The sequence below is a fragment of the Luteibacter sp. CQ10 genome (genome assembly GCF_040900725.1).
Lineage (GTDB): Bacteria > Pseudomonadota > Gammaproteobacteria > Xanthomonadales > Rhodanobacteraceae > Luteibacter.
Map to the genome: position 1 here is coordinate 1805761 of NZ_JAEUYM010000001.1, position 13907 is coordinate 1819667.

Annotated in this window: 12 protein-coding genes and 1 tRNA gene; 9 read left to right on the forward strand and 4 right to left on the reverse strand. The window is 67.0% G+C overall.

The window, feature by feature from the left end:
• Nucleotides 1-23 precede the first annotated feature (23 nt).
• Entirely contained in the window at nt 24-653 is a 630-nt protein-coding gene (gene tmk / locus JNG39_RS08015) for a dTMP kinase (protein ID WP_368310622.1), read from the forward strand.
• Between the two features lie 134 nt (nt 654-787).
• Nucleotides 788-1402, forward strand: a complete 615-nt coding sequence (locus tag JNG39_RS08020) for a LysE family translocator (RefSeq protein ID WP_368310623.1) — start codon at nt 788-790, stop codon at nt 1400-1402.
• Nucleotides 1403-1409: 7 nt separating this feature from the next.
• Here JNG39_RS08020 and JNG39_RS08025 read toward each other — a convergent pair whose 3' ends face one another.
• The 3 genes from JNG39_RS08025 to JNG39_RS08035 form a co-directional block, all read right to left on the reverse strand.
• Nucleotides 1410-2144: an SDR family NAD(P)-dependent oxidoreductase gene (locus JNG39_RS08025; protein WP_368310624.1), complete on the reverse strand. Its 735-nt coding sequence runs from the start codon at nt 2142-2144 to the stop codon at nt 1410-1412.
• 119 nt (nt 2145-2263) lie between these two features.
• The gene (locus JNG39_RS08030; protein ID WP_368310625.1) at nt 2264-2848 is read right to left on the reverse strand and encodes a TetR/AcrR family transcriptional regulator; all 585 of its coding nucleotides are present in this window, start codon (nt 2846-2848) and stop codon (nt 2264-2266) included.
• A 59-nt stretch (nt 2849-2907) separates the two neighbouring features.
• The gene (locus JNG39_RS08035) at nt 2908-4863 is read right to left on the reverse strand and encodes a formylglycine-generating enzyme family protein (RefSeq protein ID WP_368310626.1); all 1956 of its coding nucleotides are present in this window, start codon (nt 4861-4863) and stop codon (nt 2908-2910) included.
• A 107-nt stretch (nt 4864-4970) separates the two neighbouring features.
• Here JNG39_RS08035 and rnd point away from each other — a divergent pair, with 107 nt between their 5' ends.
• The 7 genes from rnd to JNG39_RS08070 all read left to right on the forward strand — a co-directional run bounded on the left by rnd (nt 4971) and on the right by JNG39_RS08070 (nt 12608).
• A complete protein-coding gene (gene rnd / locus JNG39_RS08040; protein ID WP_368310627.1) occupies nt 4971-6092 on the forward strand; it encodes a ribonuclease D in 1122 nt (373 codons plus the stop codon).
• 198 nt (nt 6093-6290) lie between these two features.
• Complete coding sequence (locus JNG39_RS08045) at nt 6291-6485, forward strand: helix-turn-helix transcriptional regulator (RefSeq protein ID WP_205118101.1); 195 nt, start codon at nt 6291-6293, stop codon at nt 6483-6485.
• Between the two features lie 130 nt (nt 6486-6615).
• Nucleotides 6616-6933: a hypothetical protein gene (locus JNG39_RS08050; RefSeq protein ID WP_368310628.1), complete on the forward strand. Its 318-nt coding sequence runs from the start codon at nt 6616-6618 to the stop codon at nt 6931-6933.
• Between the two features lie 67 nt (nt 6934-7000).
• On the forward strand, nt 7001-8275 hold the full coding sequence (locus JNG39_RS08055) for a TolC family protein (RefSeq protein ID WP_368310629.1): 1275 nt from the start codon (nt 7001-7003) through the stop codon (nt 8273-8275).
• Nucleotides 8272-9363 (forward strand): efflux RND transporter periplasmic adaptor subunit, encoded by a 1092-nt coding sequence (locus tag JNG39_RS08060; RefSeq protein ID WP_368310630.1) that lies wholly within the window; start codon nt 8272-8274, stop codon nt 9361-9363. The genes JNG39_RS08055 and JNG39_RS08060 overlap by 4 nt, the downstream gene beginning before the upstream one ends.
• The gene (locus tag JNG39_RS08065; RefSeq protein WP_368310631.1) at nt 9363-12485 is read left to right on the forward strand and encodes an efflux RND transporter permease subunit; all 3123 of its coding nucleotides are present in this window, start codon (nt 9363-9365) and stop codon (nt 12483-12485) included. Before JNG39_RS08060 ends, JNG39_RS08065 begins: the two co-directional genes overlap by 1 nt.
• Nucleotides 12486-12532: 47 nt before the next feature.
• Nucleotides 12533-12608 (forward strand) — tRNA-Ala (locus JNG39_RS08070).
• Between the two features lie 49 nt (nt 12609-12657).
• Here JNG39_RS08070 and JNG39_RS08075 read toward each other — a convergent pair.
• Nucleotides 12658-13401 (reverse strand): alpha/beta hydrolase family protein, encoded by a 744-nt coding sequence (locus JNG39_RS08075; RefSeq protein ID WP_368310632.1) that lies wholly within the window; start codon nt 13399-13401, stop codon nt 12658-12660.
• Nucleotides 13402-13907: the final 506 nt, after the last annotated feature.

Genomic DNA, 13907 nt, shown 5'->3' on the forward strand with positions numbered 1-13907 from the left:
CGCATGAGGTAAAGTCCCAGCCCATGGCATTCCTTCCCATTCCCGGCGGCCTGCTCATCGCCATCGAGGGCATCGACGGCGCCGGCAAGACCACCCTCGCCCAGGCCCTTCGCGACACCCTTGCCGCCGGGGGCACGACGGTCATGCTGAGTAAGGAGCCGACCAACGGGCCCTGGGGCACCCGGCTGCGCGAATCGGCCTCCACGGGTCGTCTCACGCCCGACGAAGAGCTCGACCTGCTCATCAAGGACCGCCGCGAACACGTCGACACCCTTATCCGTCCCGCCCTGGAACGCGGCGAGGTCGTGATCCTCGACCGGTATTTCCCCTCGAACGTGGCCTACCAGGGTGCCGCGGGGCTGGACGTGGACGCCGTGCTGGCGAAGAACGATTTCGCTCCCCGCCCCGATCTGCTGCTGTTGCTCGACCTGGAGCCGTCGGTGGGCCTGGAGCGCATCCGCCGGCGTGGCGACAAACCCAATCACTTCGAGACCGACGACAATCTCTCCCGGTGCCGCGCCATCTTCAAGGCGATGACGCTTGAGCATAGGGTTCAGATCGATGCGACGGCATCCGCCGAGGTCGTAGGGAAGCAAGCGATGGATGCGGTGACCGAAGCCATGTCGCGCAAGAGGGCTGCCGCTTCGGCATGAAGACATCGCTCCGCGGATATCGCGGACGCGGTCCGCTCCCACCCGTCCGGTAGCCAGGCTCGGAAGAACCGACGGCTGAGCGCGGGAGCCGATCCTATCGGCAACGGATTCGCGACAAGCTCGAGAGGTACGCCATGTTCGACATCCACGCCATCGCCGTCGTTCTTTCCGTGTACGTCGTCGGCGTGATCGTGCCCGGTCCGAACTTCGTCGCCGTGGCGCACAAGGCCGCATCCACCACCGTGCACGAGGCACTCGGCACCGTGGCGGGCATCGTGCTGGTGAACCTGTTCTGGGCCAGTTGCGCCATCCTCGGCGTCGGCATCGTCTTCGCCGCGTTCCCTTGGATCGCGCTGGCGGTGAAAGTCGCCGGTGCCGGCTATCTCGTCTGGTTCGGCGGCCGGCTGATCTGGAAAGCCGGCGCGCAAGGCGAAACGCCGATGACGGCCCGACTGGGCGGCGTTCGCCGGGCGTTCCGCGAAGGCATCGCCACCAACCTGGTCAATCCGAAGTCGATGGCGTTTTTCGCCGCGGTATTCGCCGCCGCCGCGCCGGCCCACGTGTCGGTGCCCACCTTTCTGGGCATGCTCGGCACGGTGGCCGTCGTGGCGTCGTCATGGTACGGCGCGGTGGCGATCCTGTTCGCCACCCCGCGCGTCGCCCACCGCTATCGTCGCCACAAGGCATCGATCGACCGCGCCTGCGGCTCGATCATCGTAGCCCTGGGGCTTCGCCAGTTGGTGAAATGACCGTCGCTCAGGCGAGGTAACCGCCGTCCACCGTCAGCTTGGCGCCGTGCACGTAACGCGCCTCGGGGCCGGCGAGGAAGGCCACCATGCCGGCGATTTCCCAGTCTTCGCCGATGCGCTGCTGGGCGATCAGGCCCTTCAGATGGTCGTGCCACTCCTCCGGGTTCATTGCGGTGAGCGTCGGGCCCGGCGAGACGTTGTTGACGGTGATGCCACGCGGACCGAGGTCTCGCGCCAGACCGCGTGTCAACGATTCCACGGCACCCTTCGTGGCCGAATAGAGGGCCCCGTTGGGCGACCCCGAGCGATCGCTCACCACGCTGCCGAGGTTGACGATGCTGCCACCGGCTTTCATGTGTGGCACGGCGGCATGAATGCCGGCGTACACCGCGCGAACATTGACGGCAAAGATCTTGTCGTACGCTTCCACGCCCGCTTGATCGATCGAACCGAGCGAGATGATGCCGGCGTTGTTCACCAGCACGTCGATGCCTCCCTCGCGCTTCGCGGCGTCGTCGATGGCCTCCGCCAGGGCCTGGACATCCGCGCTGTCCGCACGTACGGCGCGCGCCGTGCCGCCGTCGTGGGCGACCTCGGCGACCACGGCCTGGGCCGCCTCCTCGGACGATACGTAAGTGAACGTCACCTTGGCACCCTCGCGCGCCAGACGGCGGACGATGGCCGCGCCGATACCGCGGGAGCCGCCCGTCACGAAAGCATGTTTACCGTTCAACGTAGCCATGACTTACCTCTATTTTAGATTGATTGATCAATTATTAGGCGAAAGAAAAAGCCTTCAACTTAGGAGCGAACACTTTAACCGCTCTTGCCTCGAAGGCCTTACCGTGATTTATGGACTAATCATTCCACAACAAGGGCGCGCAACGCAAGATCCGCGATCCGGCGGAGATCGTCCGCCCCCGCACCGCCTCGCGCCGCGATTTTCAGCCCGACCAGGGTCGCCATGAAGAATCCGCCCCCGGTAGCCGGCTCGACCCAACGGGCGATTTCACCACGCTCGAGCCCTTCTCGTAGCCTCGCCTCGACGGCTCGCCGGGTCTTGTCGCCCATGGCGGCGTTGATGGCGTTCACCTCGGCCGACGAGGTGCCGAACTCGGCGACCGAGTGCACGCCCAGGCAGGCCCGCGCGGGGTCCGCCATGGCTTCGTCGATGAAGCCGTAAAGGGACCGGCGCAGTCCCTTCGCCACGGAAGGCTCCGAGAAAAGCCTGGAGATGGTGCCGGACGTACTTTCTTCCGAATAACGGGAAAGGCTTTCCAGGTACAGCGAGCGCTTGTCGCCGAAGGTGTCGTAGAGGCTCTGCCGGCCGATCTTCATTGCTTCCAGCAGCATGGGCGTGGAGGTGCCCTCGAAGCCGTGCGCGGAAAAGACTTCGATGGCACGCTTCAGGGCGGTATCCCTGTCGAATTCGCGTGGCCTGGCCATGGATCACCATTATGGACTGTTGAGTCCAACATGGTATCACCTGTCGCGAAGGCAGGGCCTTATTGGAGTTCGCGCACCACGCGGAAGCCCACGCGCGCGCTGCGCACGTCGGCCGACGCACCCTGACGGTAGGCCGAGCGCACCATATCGGGCGCGCTGCCCCACGAACCGCCGCGGATCACCCTCCGGTTACACCCCGGGTTCACCCAGGCCTGGGCGTCGCGCGGCGCACGGATGTAGTTGTCGTGCCAGCAGTCGGCCGTCCATTGGGAGACGTTGCCACCCATGTCGTACAGGCCGAAGGCATTGGCCGAGAAGCTCATCACCGGCGCGGGACCCCAGTAGCCGTCCTTGTACCCGCTGAAGGCATTGCTCCAGCGACGCCCGGACGACGAGCGGTCGTTGCTGCCGGTCAGGTTTTCCACGCGGCTCGCGGGCGTGCCGTCGCCCCACCAGTATCGCGTGGTGCTGCCGGCCCGCAGCGCGTACTCGAACTCGGCCTCGCTCGCGAGGCGGTATTTCTTGCCGGTGCGCTGCGAGAGCCAATCGGCGTAGGCCTTGGCGTCGTTCCACGACACGTTCACCACGGGCAGGCGCTCCTGCCCGGGCCGCCCCAGGTAATCGTCTTCCCAGGTGGCCGAGCCATCGTCGCGCAGGCCGCCGCTGGCTTCGTCGTACACGCTGCCGCCCTGCAACGATTGCGATTGCGGCACGTAGCCGCTCGCGCGCACGAAATCGCGGAACTGGCCGATGGTGACCGAGCTGCGCGCCATCGCGAATCCCTTGTCGACCTGCACCTCATGCACGGGCGATTCGTTGGTATCGTGACCTCGCTCGCCATCGGGCGAACCCATCAGGAACTTGCCGGTGGGTATCACCACCATCGCCGGTGCCTGGCCCGCGCTGTCGACGAAGCGGTCGGCGAACACCTGGCCCGGCTTGTAGCTGGCGTAGAGGCGTGCGTTGGTGAGGCGTTCGTTGAAGTCGTCGATACCGGCGACGTCGGGGCTGATCTGCTGTGCCTGCGCGGCGAGCTGTTGGGCCAGTTCGATGTTGCCGGCGTCGAGCGCCGAGCGCGCTTGCGCCAGCACGCCCGAGGCGCTTTGCCGGCGCATGCCCTCGATGCGGCCACGCGTGTCCTGCAAGGCCTGGGACTCGGGCTCGATGACGGCCGCTTCGGCGAGGGCCGCGTCGGCCGATTTGAAATCGTTCTGCGCCACCGCCGCCAACGCCCTGTCGAGCACCACGTGCTGCACCTGGGCAATGCCTTGCACGGCCACGGCGTTATCCGGGTCGAGGTTCAGCACCTGGCGATAGGTATCCAGCGCACTGTCGCCGCGCGGCTGGGTGGCCTTGTTGTCGCGCAATTGATCGGCCGCCTTGCCCAGCAGAGGTCGCACCTTGTCGAGCACGCCCAACCGTTGTTGCAGCGGCCCGACATCGCCGCCGCTGTCGGGAAGCGACTTGAGGGCGCCCAACGAGTCGCGGGCCGCGTCGGCGTCGCCCAGCGCGATGTCCTGTTCGATCTCGGCGACGAGACGCGCGCGCACTTCGTCCATGCCCTGGGCGGCGCGCTGGCTGTCGGCCTTTTCCTTCAGCGCAGCCATGAAGAGGGCCGAGGCGCTGTCCTTGCCCACCAGGCGGTCTGACGACAGGGCCTTGTCGGCACGGTCGAGCAGGGCCGTGAGTTCGGGGCTGTCCGGCGTCTTCTGCGCGGGTAGCTGGATCTCGTCGTTCTTCTCGCGACGACGCGCCGCGATCACGGAAGCGGGCGCCAGCACCAGCGGCGGCCCGGCATCCACTTCGGAGGCCATGGCGGGCGCGGCGGCCTGCGGGCGCTGGTCGAAGCCCATGGGGGTCGGCTGGCCGCGCAGCGGGGAGCGCGGCGTGTTCTGGCTGGGCTGCACGTGCAGCAATTGCGGAAAAAAGTGATAGAACAAGGCAAAACCGAGCACGGCGACACCCATCGCGCCGCCAATGGCACGCTGTCGGCGGACGGTCTCGGTGTTGGGCATGGTGTGCTGTTCCGCGTGGGCCTGCTATCGTGCGTTGCCACCTTAGGGAATCGCGCGCTGCAGGGCAACACGCAGACGCGTGTCCCCGATCCCACAAGGACCCATGCATGCCACCGAGCGATCTCGCTCCCAACGCTCCCTGGATCGACCGCCACGATGCCCTCGTGGAATGGCTCGCGCCGATCGGCCCGGGCGCCGTTGTCGGACTCGACACCGAATTCATGCGGCGGAACACGTTCTATCCGCAACTGGCCCTGCTCCAGCTCGCCTACGACGGACAGTACGCGCTGATCGATCCGCTCGCCGTTCCGTTCGGCGACACGCTGGCGCGCACGTTCACCGCGCAGCCGGTCGTCACCGTGATGCACAGCGCCGGCGAAGACCTCGAAGCCTTGTCGCCTCACCTGCCCGAAGGCCCGCACACGTTGTTCGACACGCAGATCGCGGCGGCCTACGTCGGCATGGGCCTGGGCATCAGCTACCGGGCCCTGGTGGCCGAACTGGTGGGCGACGAGCTCGACAAGGGCGAAACGCGCAGTGACTGGCTGCAACGCCCGCTCACCGAATCGCAGAAGCGCTACGCGGCCCTCGACGTGGTGCACCTGCATCCCGTGCACGCGATCCTCGCCGAGCGCCTGGCCCAGCGCGATCGCACCGCATGGCACGCGGAAGACTGCGCCCGCATGAAACGCCGCGCCAGCCAGCGCGACGGCGATCCGCAACCGCAACGCGGCTTCAAGCCCGCGGCCGAGTGGAGCCCCGAGCGCCAAGCCCTGCTCCGCCGCGTGCTGCGCTGGCGCGACGCCACCGCGCGCACGCTCGACAAGCCGCGCTCGTGGTTGCTCGAAGATGCCCACGCCCTCGACCTCGTCGACAAGCCCGCCACTTCCCTCGGTGCGCTGGAAGAGCGTACGCGCGGCACGCGCGCCCTGCGCTCGCAACAGCGCAGCGAACTGTTCGACGTCTTGCAGCGCCCCGTCGAGCCGGAAGACATCGAGGCCACGGCGCCGGTGGTCGGCCATCCCTTCGGCGATGCCAAGCGAGCCATCAACGACATGCGCACGGCGGTGGACGAGATCGCGACCCAACTCGACCTCCCCGCCGGCCTGCTGTGCTCACGCCGTTCGCTGGAGGAATTCGTGATGAGCGGGGGCGCCTGGCCCGAGGCCCTCGAGGGGTGGCGCCGCGACGTGCTGCACGAACGGCTGTCCTCGCTGCTGCCAGGCTGAACGAGCGCGAGTCAATCCAGCCCAACCTTATGTCAAGAATATTTGACGCGAGGTCAAGCCAGGCATACATTGCAGTCACCCCCTGCAAGGAGCGGTTGTCGATGTTGCCGAGAGAGCGTCTTACGGTCGTATGGGGATGCCCGCAGGATGGCCTCATCCTCGTCGGTTACCGACGGGGCCTGCGTGTCTGAGCGGCGCATCACCAACACCATCCGCACGCTGCGCTTCATGGCGGGCGAAATGACCCAGGCCGATCTCGGTCGACGGGTGGGCGTCACGCGCCAGACCATCGCCGCCGTGGAGGCGGGCAAGTATTCGCCGAGCCTGGAGTGTGCTTTCCGTATCGCCGAGGTCTTCGGAAAGCCCATCGGGGAGGTTTTCTCGTGGGAATGACGCACCGCACCGACATCGTCTCGCTGCCCGCGTGATTGTCTAACACCGCTCGCCGCACCTATCCTCGCCCGCCATGCCTTCCCGTCCGGCCAACCTGTTCCGATGCCTGCGCTCCCACAAGGGAGCGTGGATGCTCGTGTTCGCGGCGATCCTCATCAAGATCATGACGGCCACGGCATGCATGCTGGACGGCCCGCGCGTCGTCGATCCCGCCGCGGTCGCCGCGAGCGAGATCACGATGCAGGCACAGACGATCGACGATCAGGGTGACGACTGCCTGCTCGGCGAATCCGGCGGTTGTCATTGCGCCTGTGCCCACGCCATGACGTTGCCGGCCGTCGCCTTCCACCTCGCACTGACGGTTCGCCCGATGCCCGTGGACATCCATCCGCCGGTCACACCCTCGTTGCGCACGGTCGGTTCCCTGTTACGCCCACCCATCGCCTGAGTGCCCGATAGACGCGCTGCCGCATTCGCGGCGGCGCGAATCATTCGTGCCTCAGGAGATAGTCCCCATGTTTTTTCGACGTGCAGCGCCACGCGGCGCCTTGTGCGTGTTGCTTGCCGCCTCCGCCATGACCGGCGCCGGCGCGGCGGAAACCACCGCGCTTCCCCTTTCCCCTCCGGCTGTGCGCCGAGCCATCCGCGAACTGTGGGATACGAATCCCCAGGTGCAGGCCGCCGAGGCCACGCTTCGTGCCGCGCGGGAGCGCACGCGCGGCGCCGCCCGGCCGGTCTACAACCCATCGATCCAGCTCGAAGGAGAAAACGCCGACGTCGACCGGCGCACCGCGGGTGCCAGCCTCACGCTGGACCTCTTCGGCAAGCGCAGGGCTCGCGTCGGCGAAGGCGATGCGAACGTACGCCTCCAGCAGGCGACGTACGTCCTCGCGCGTCGCGACGCCGCCCTGGACTGGTTGAAAGCCTGGTCCGGGGCCACCCTGGCGCGTGAGCAAAGCGAACTCGGCCGTCGTCGCCTGGAACTCATGCGCCGTTTCGACGCCCTCGCCGCGCAACGGCTGAAGGTGGGCGACATCAGCAGCCCCGAGCGCGACCTGGCCGGACTGGCGCTGGGCGAAGCCCAAATGCAGCAAGCGTCACTCGATGCCCAGCGGGCCGAGACGCTCGCCACGCTCGCCGCGCTTGGCGGCGACCCGGGAGGCGATCTCCCGGCCCTGCCTCGTGACCTTCCACCGGAGACGGCGTCGGTGTCGGCGGTACCGGTCGATGAACGCCCCGAGCTGATTCGCGCAGGGGCGGACCAAGCACGAGCGGAAGCCGCCGTCGTCGTCGCCGATCGCGCCCGCCGTCCGGACCCCACCGTCAGCCTGACCGGCGGCAGCGTTCGCAGCGGTCCCCGTACGGATCGCGTGATCGGCGTCAACGTGTCGATTCCGCTGCCCCTGCTCGACAGCGGTCGTTACGCGGTAAGCGCCGCTCGCGCGGAAGCGGATGCGGCATTCGCCTCGCACCGCGCGGCGATGCTGCGCTCGGAGGCCCGTCTCAAGCAGGCCCGGGCCACCTACGACGCGATGCGCACGGCCAGCGAAGGGTTTCGCCGTGGCCGCGCGAGCGCGTTCGACGAACGGGCGCGGCTGCTCGACCGCCTATGGCAGGCCGGGGAAATCAGCACCTCCGATTACCTCGTGCAGTTGAAGCAGAGCCTCGACACCGCCCTCTCCGGCATCGCCCTCGAAAACCAGACCTGGCAGGCGTGGTTCGACTACCTCGCCGCCGCCGGCCGCCTGACCGAATGGGTCGACGGCTCCCCCAAGGATTCCTCTCCATGACGCGCATCTTCCTTCGTTTTACCGTCGTCGCCTTTTCCGTGGCCCTTGCCCGCGCACCGGTCGCCTTCGCGCAGGACGCCGATCCCCTCCTCCTCGATGCCGCCGCGATCAAGGCCGCCGGCATCACCGTCAGCACGGCAAGCCTGCGCACGTTGACCGATCAGGTACGCGCGCCAGGCGAGGTAAAGGTGGATGCCTATTCCACCGCGCTGGTCTCGCCGCGCGTGGCGTCGCAGGTCGTCGCGCGCAAGGCGAAACTCGGTGACGTGGTGAAAGCCGGCCAGCCGTTGGTGGTGCTTTCCAGCGTCGAGGTCGCCGACACCCAGGGACAGCTCATCGTCGCCAGCCAGGACTGGAACCGGGTGGCCTCGCTCGGTCCCCAAGCCGTGTCCGCGCGACGCTACAACGAGGCGCTGGTCCAGCGTGACCAGGCCAAGGCCCGCCTGAAAGCGTACGGTCTCTCCGACGGCCAGATCACCCACCTCGTCAAACGCGGTTCCGCCGCCGCCGACGGCAGTTTCGAGCTGCTCGCGACGCAAGCCGGACGCATTACCACCGACGACTTCGTGGTGGGCGAACGCATCGAACCGGGCCGCGTCCTGTTCACACTGGTGGCGGAATCTTCCGTCTGGGTCGAGGCGCGGCTAGCGCCGGACATGGCCGAACAGGTTCGCCCCGGTGCCTCCGTGACCGTTCTCGCACACGGCGCCGAGCGGAAAGGCCGCGTGATCCAGCGTTCCCACCAGACCGACGAGAAGACGCGCACCGTCGCCGTGCGCATCCAGGTGCCGAACGAGAACGACCTGCTCCACCCCGGCGAACTGGTGGAATGCCGCATCGCCATGCCGTCCACGACCGAGCGCCTGGCCGTGCCCGCGGAATCCGTCGTGCTGTTGCAGAACCAGCCCAGCGTGTTCACCCGCGGCAAGCGGCCCGGCCAGTTCGAAGCGACCACCGTCGACGTCGGCGACACCCGCGACGGCTGGACCGAGATCAAGCGAGGGCTCTCCGCCGGCACGCCTTACGTGAGCAAGGGCGCGTTCGCCCTGAAGGCGCGCGTCCTGCGTTCCCGGCTGGGAGACGAATGATGCTGGGACGCCTCGTCGAACTGTCCTTGAAGTACAAGGTGCTGGTACTCATCGCCTTCGCGGTGATCGGCGCGCTGGGTTACCGGGCGGTGAGAAGCCTGCCGATCGACGCGTTTCCCGACGTGACCCCGGTACAGGTCAACGTCTACACCGAGGCGTCCGGCCTCGCCGCGGAAGACGTCGAACCCTTGCTCACCACGCCGGTCGAATCCGCCCTGGCCGGCCTGCCGAAGGTGCAGGACATCCGCTCGGTGAGCCTTTTCGGCCTGTCCTACGTGTCGGTGTACTTCGACGACGACATGGACATCTACTTCGCGCGGCAACAGGTGAACGAGCGCCTGCAGCAGGTGGGCGACCGCCTGCCCGCGGGCTACGGCAAGCCCGAGATGGGGCCCAACACCTCCGGCCTCGGCCAGGTGTTCTGGTATACGGTAGAGCGCGCCGACGACACCCTGAAGAACGCGCCTTCCGACATGGACCTGCGCACGCTCCAGGACTGGACGGTGCGCCTGATCCTGCGCACCGCGCCGGGCGTGGACGACGTCACGTCGTGGGGCGGGCAGCAGAAGCAATACCAGGTGCGCATCGACCCCATGCGCCTTATCGCGCACGAACTCGGCTTCAAGGACGTGATCCAGGCGCTGGAGGCGAACAACGCGCAGGTCGGCGGCAACGTCATCGACGTGGGTCGCGAACAATACCTGGTGCGCGGGCTCGGCCTGGTGAAGGACGCGAAGGACATCGGCAACATCGTGCTCAAGAGCGAAGACGGCACGCCGGTCTACGTGCGCGACGTCGCCAGCGTGACCGAAGCCGGTGCGCCGCGCACGGGGGCCGTCACCCGCGACGGCAAGGAAGTGGTGATGGGCCAGGCCCTTGCCCGCATCGGGGAAAACGCCAAGAGCGTGGTCGATGCGGTCACGGCAAGGCTCGACAGGGTGAAGCAGGCCTTGCCCGAAGGCGCCGTCGTCAAACCCGTCTACGAGCGCACCGACCTCGTCGATGCCGCCGTCGGTACCGCCGTGCGCGCGCTGGTGGAGGGATCCATCCTCGTCGCGGTGATCCTGTTCCTCTTCCTCGGCGAACTGCGCAGCGCGTTGATCGTGGTGGTGACATTGCCGCTGGCGATGCTGATCGCCTTCATCTGCATGGAACGGGCGGGCCTCTCGGCCAACCTGATGTCCCTGGCCGGACTCGCCATCGGCATCGGCATGATGGTGGACGGCGCCGTGGTGATGGTGGAAAACGCCTTCCGCATCATGGCGGAGGCGAAGGCACGCGGCGAACCCGTCGACAAGACCGCCGCCGTACTCCAGGCCGCGCGTGAAGTGGCGAGCCCCGTCGCCTTCGCGATCCTCATCATCATCGTGGTCTTCCTGCCGCTGTTCGGCCTGCAGGGTCTCGAAGGCAAGATGTTCAAGCCGATGGCGTTCAACATCAGCTTCGCGATGGCGGGGTCGCTGCTGCTCTCGCTCACCCTGATTCCCGTGCTCGCCGCCTTGATCCTCGAGCCCAAGGAGGAAAAGGACACCCGTCTCGTCGCCTGTCTCAAGCGCGCCTACGGAAGGGTCTTGGCGTGGTCGCTAGGCCATCGCAACGTGGTGATCGGCATCGCCGCCGTTGCCTTGCTGGGCGCCCTCGCCCTGTTTCCCTTCCTCGGCAAGGAGTTCATGCCCAACCTGCGCGAGGGCGCGATCATGTGGCGCATCACGTCCATTCCTTCGGCGTCGCTGGATGAATCCATCGCGATTTCCCACCGGGTGGCCGAGCGGATCAAGGCACGCTTTCCCGAAGTGGACACCACGCTGGCGATGATCGGCCGCGCGGAAAAGGGCGAAACCGCCGACGTCAACTACATGGAGGTCTACACGCCACTCAAGCCGAAAGCGCAATGGCGCAAGGGGCAGACGCTCGAAGGCATCGAAGCCGCCATGCAGGCGGAGCTGACCGACCTCCTGCCCACGGCGGTGGTGAGCTACACCCAGCCCATCCAGATGCGCATCGAGGAACTGATCTCCGGCGTGCGCGCCACGCTCGCGCTGAAGCTCTACGGCAATGACCTGGGCGAGCTCGACCGCACCAGCGCGAAGATCAAGGACGTACTGGCCAGCGTGCCGGGCGTGGCCGATCTCGCCCTGGAGGCCAACCTCGGCAAGCCGCAGGTCCGCATCGACGTGGATCGCGACGCGCTCGCCCGCTACGGCCTGAACGCCGAAGACATCCTCACCGTGGTGCGCAACGGCATCGGCGGCGAGCCCGTCGGCACGTTGCTCGACGGCGTGAGGCGATTCGACATGACCCTGCGCCTGGACGACGCGAGCAAGGCCACGATCCAGGATATCGAACGCATTCCCATGCGCACGCCGTCGGGTGCGCTGGTGCGGCTCGACCAGGTGGCGACCGTGAGCACGGCCGAGGGCTACTCGTTCATCCGCCGCGAACAGCTCCAGCGCTACGCGGTGATCCAGATGGACGTACGCGGCCGCGACATCGACGGCTTCGTGCAGGACGCCAACGCGGCCATCGCCCGGTCGGTGAAATTACCGACGGGCTACTACACCGAATGGGGCGGCGCCTTCGAGAACCAGCAACGCGCCCTGAAGCGCCTGGCCGTCATCGTGCCGGCGACGATCTTCCTCATCTTCGTGCTGCTCTACACCGCGTTCAACTCGCTACGCCACGCGATGCTCATCCTCGCCAACGTGCCCTTCGCGACCATCGGCGGCATCGTGGGCCTGTTCATCACCGGGCAGTACCTATCGGTGCCGTCAGCCATCGGCTTCATCGCGGTGTTCGGCGTGGCGATGCTCAATGGCATCGTGCTGGTGAGCTTCCTCAACGAGCAACGGCAGGCCGGACTGAGCATCCGCGAATCGGTGGTAAGAGGCACCGCCCTGCGCCTGCGGCCCGTGCTGATGACCGCCAGCGTCGCCATCCTGGGGCTGGTACCCATGCTGCTGTCCTCGGGCGTGGGCGCCGAGACCCAGCGGCCGCTGGCGACCGTGGTGGTGGGCGGCCTCATCACCTCCACCCTGCTCACCCTGGTGCTGCTGCCGGTGCTTTACGACTGGATGGAGCAGCGGCTTGCCAGGGCGTCAGGAAGCCTTTCCAGCCGTCCCTGAGCCCCTGTTGGCAGAGCCGTGCATCGCTGATAAGATGCACGGCTCGTGGGGCGGTAGCTCAGCTGGGAGAGCGTCGCGTTCGCAATGCGAAGGTCGGGAGTTCGATCCTCCTCCGCTCCACCAACTATCCAGTGACGAAAGGCCAGGGCATCGCGCCCTGGCCTTTTGTTTTCTACCGAGGCGCCGTCGCCAGCCATTTCAGCAGGGCTTGCGAGAGTTCCGTCCGCTTGTCCGAGTACGCATGATCGGTGGGCAGGTGAAGCGTCGAGACCTTCGTGTCGCCCATCTTTCGAAGCGCGGTGACGAAGGCGTCGTTGGAAGGGGCCAGCCCATCGTCCGAGGTAATGACGAGTACCGGCCGGTCCTTCACCGCACCGGCCTTCGAAGGGAACGCCCAGTCCACCGCATGATCCGACAGCTCCGTCGCCAGGCTAACGGGCGTGCATCCGCTGAGCGGTGCCATGCCTTCGGCGGCCAACGCCGACGCGGTCTTACTGATCGCGTTCGCCCGGGAATCCCGTTCCTGCAACTGCCCTGCCCGCCCCGCCATGTCGGCGGCCGAGATGAGGGCCACGCCCTGGATGGCGGGGTCGGCGGCCGCGGCCTGCACGGCCAACATCCCGCCCATGCTGTGACCGACTAGCACGATCCTCGACGGGTCCAGGCGCAGGCGTTTGGCATTCTCCGGCTCGCGCAGATAGGCCAGCGCCGCCGCTACGTCCTCGATGGCGTGCGAGAAGGAGAAATCCCCCGGTGTGCCCCATGCACCACGGTAATTGAAGTAGAGAACGTCCCATCCCGCCCGGCGCATGTCCTGTGCGAGATCGAGGTTTCGTTCGTTGCCCGGGAAACCGTGCAGCAGCACGACCACCGGATGCGGTCCCGCGCCCGCGGCCACGTACACCAACGCATTCATCGGCGATCCGTGGCTGGGGATCTGCATGGTTTCCATCGAGGCTTTCGCTTCGTTCGATGATGTCGAAGCGACACTCCCGCCGCGGGCGTGTGCGGGAACAAAGGCGGCGCATAGGGAAAGGCAAACCGCGAACCACGCAGACGTGACGTAGACCTTCATGTAGTCCCCTCGATTGAGCATCCCGAAACACGTCCCGCGCGCCGCGCAGGATGACAGACAACTCGACGTTGTTTTGCTAGGGCAGTCGCGTTGCCCGCGCTCTTGCCATGTACGCGTCGCGGGCAACCATCGCTCGATGCGGTGAAAAAGCGCGGGCCGTAGGTGTTTCGACCACCCCCGAGCCGCTCACCAAAGCCAACTGTCCAGGAGTTGATCGTGGCTGACCACCATCATACGGCACCCGCTCGCCCGCCGAATCCCCCCGGCTACAAGGCTGGTCTCCAGCCCTGTATAGGCGAAGCCATGGTTCGGACCCTGCGGACTCCTGCAAGGTGTCGATCATTCTT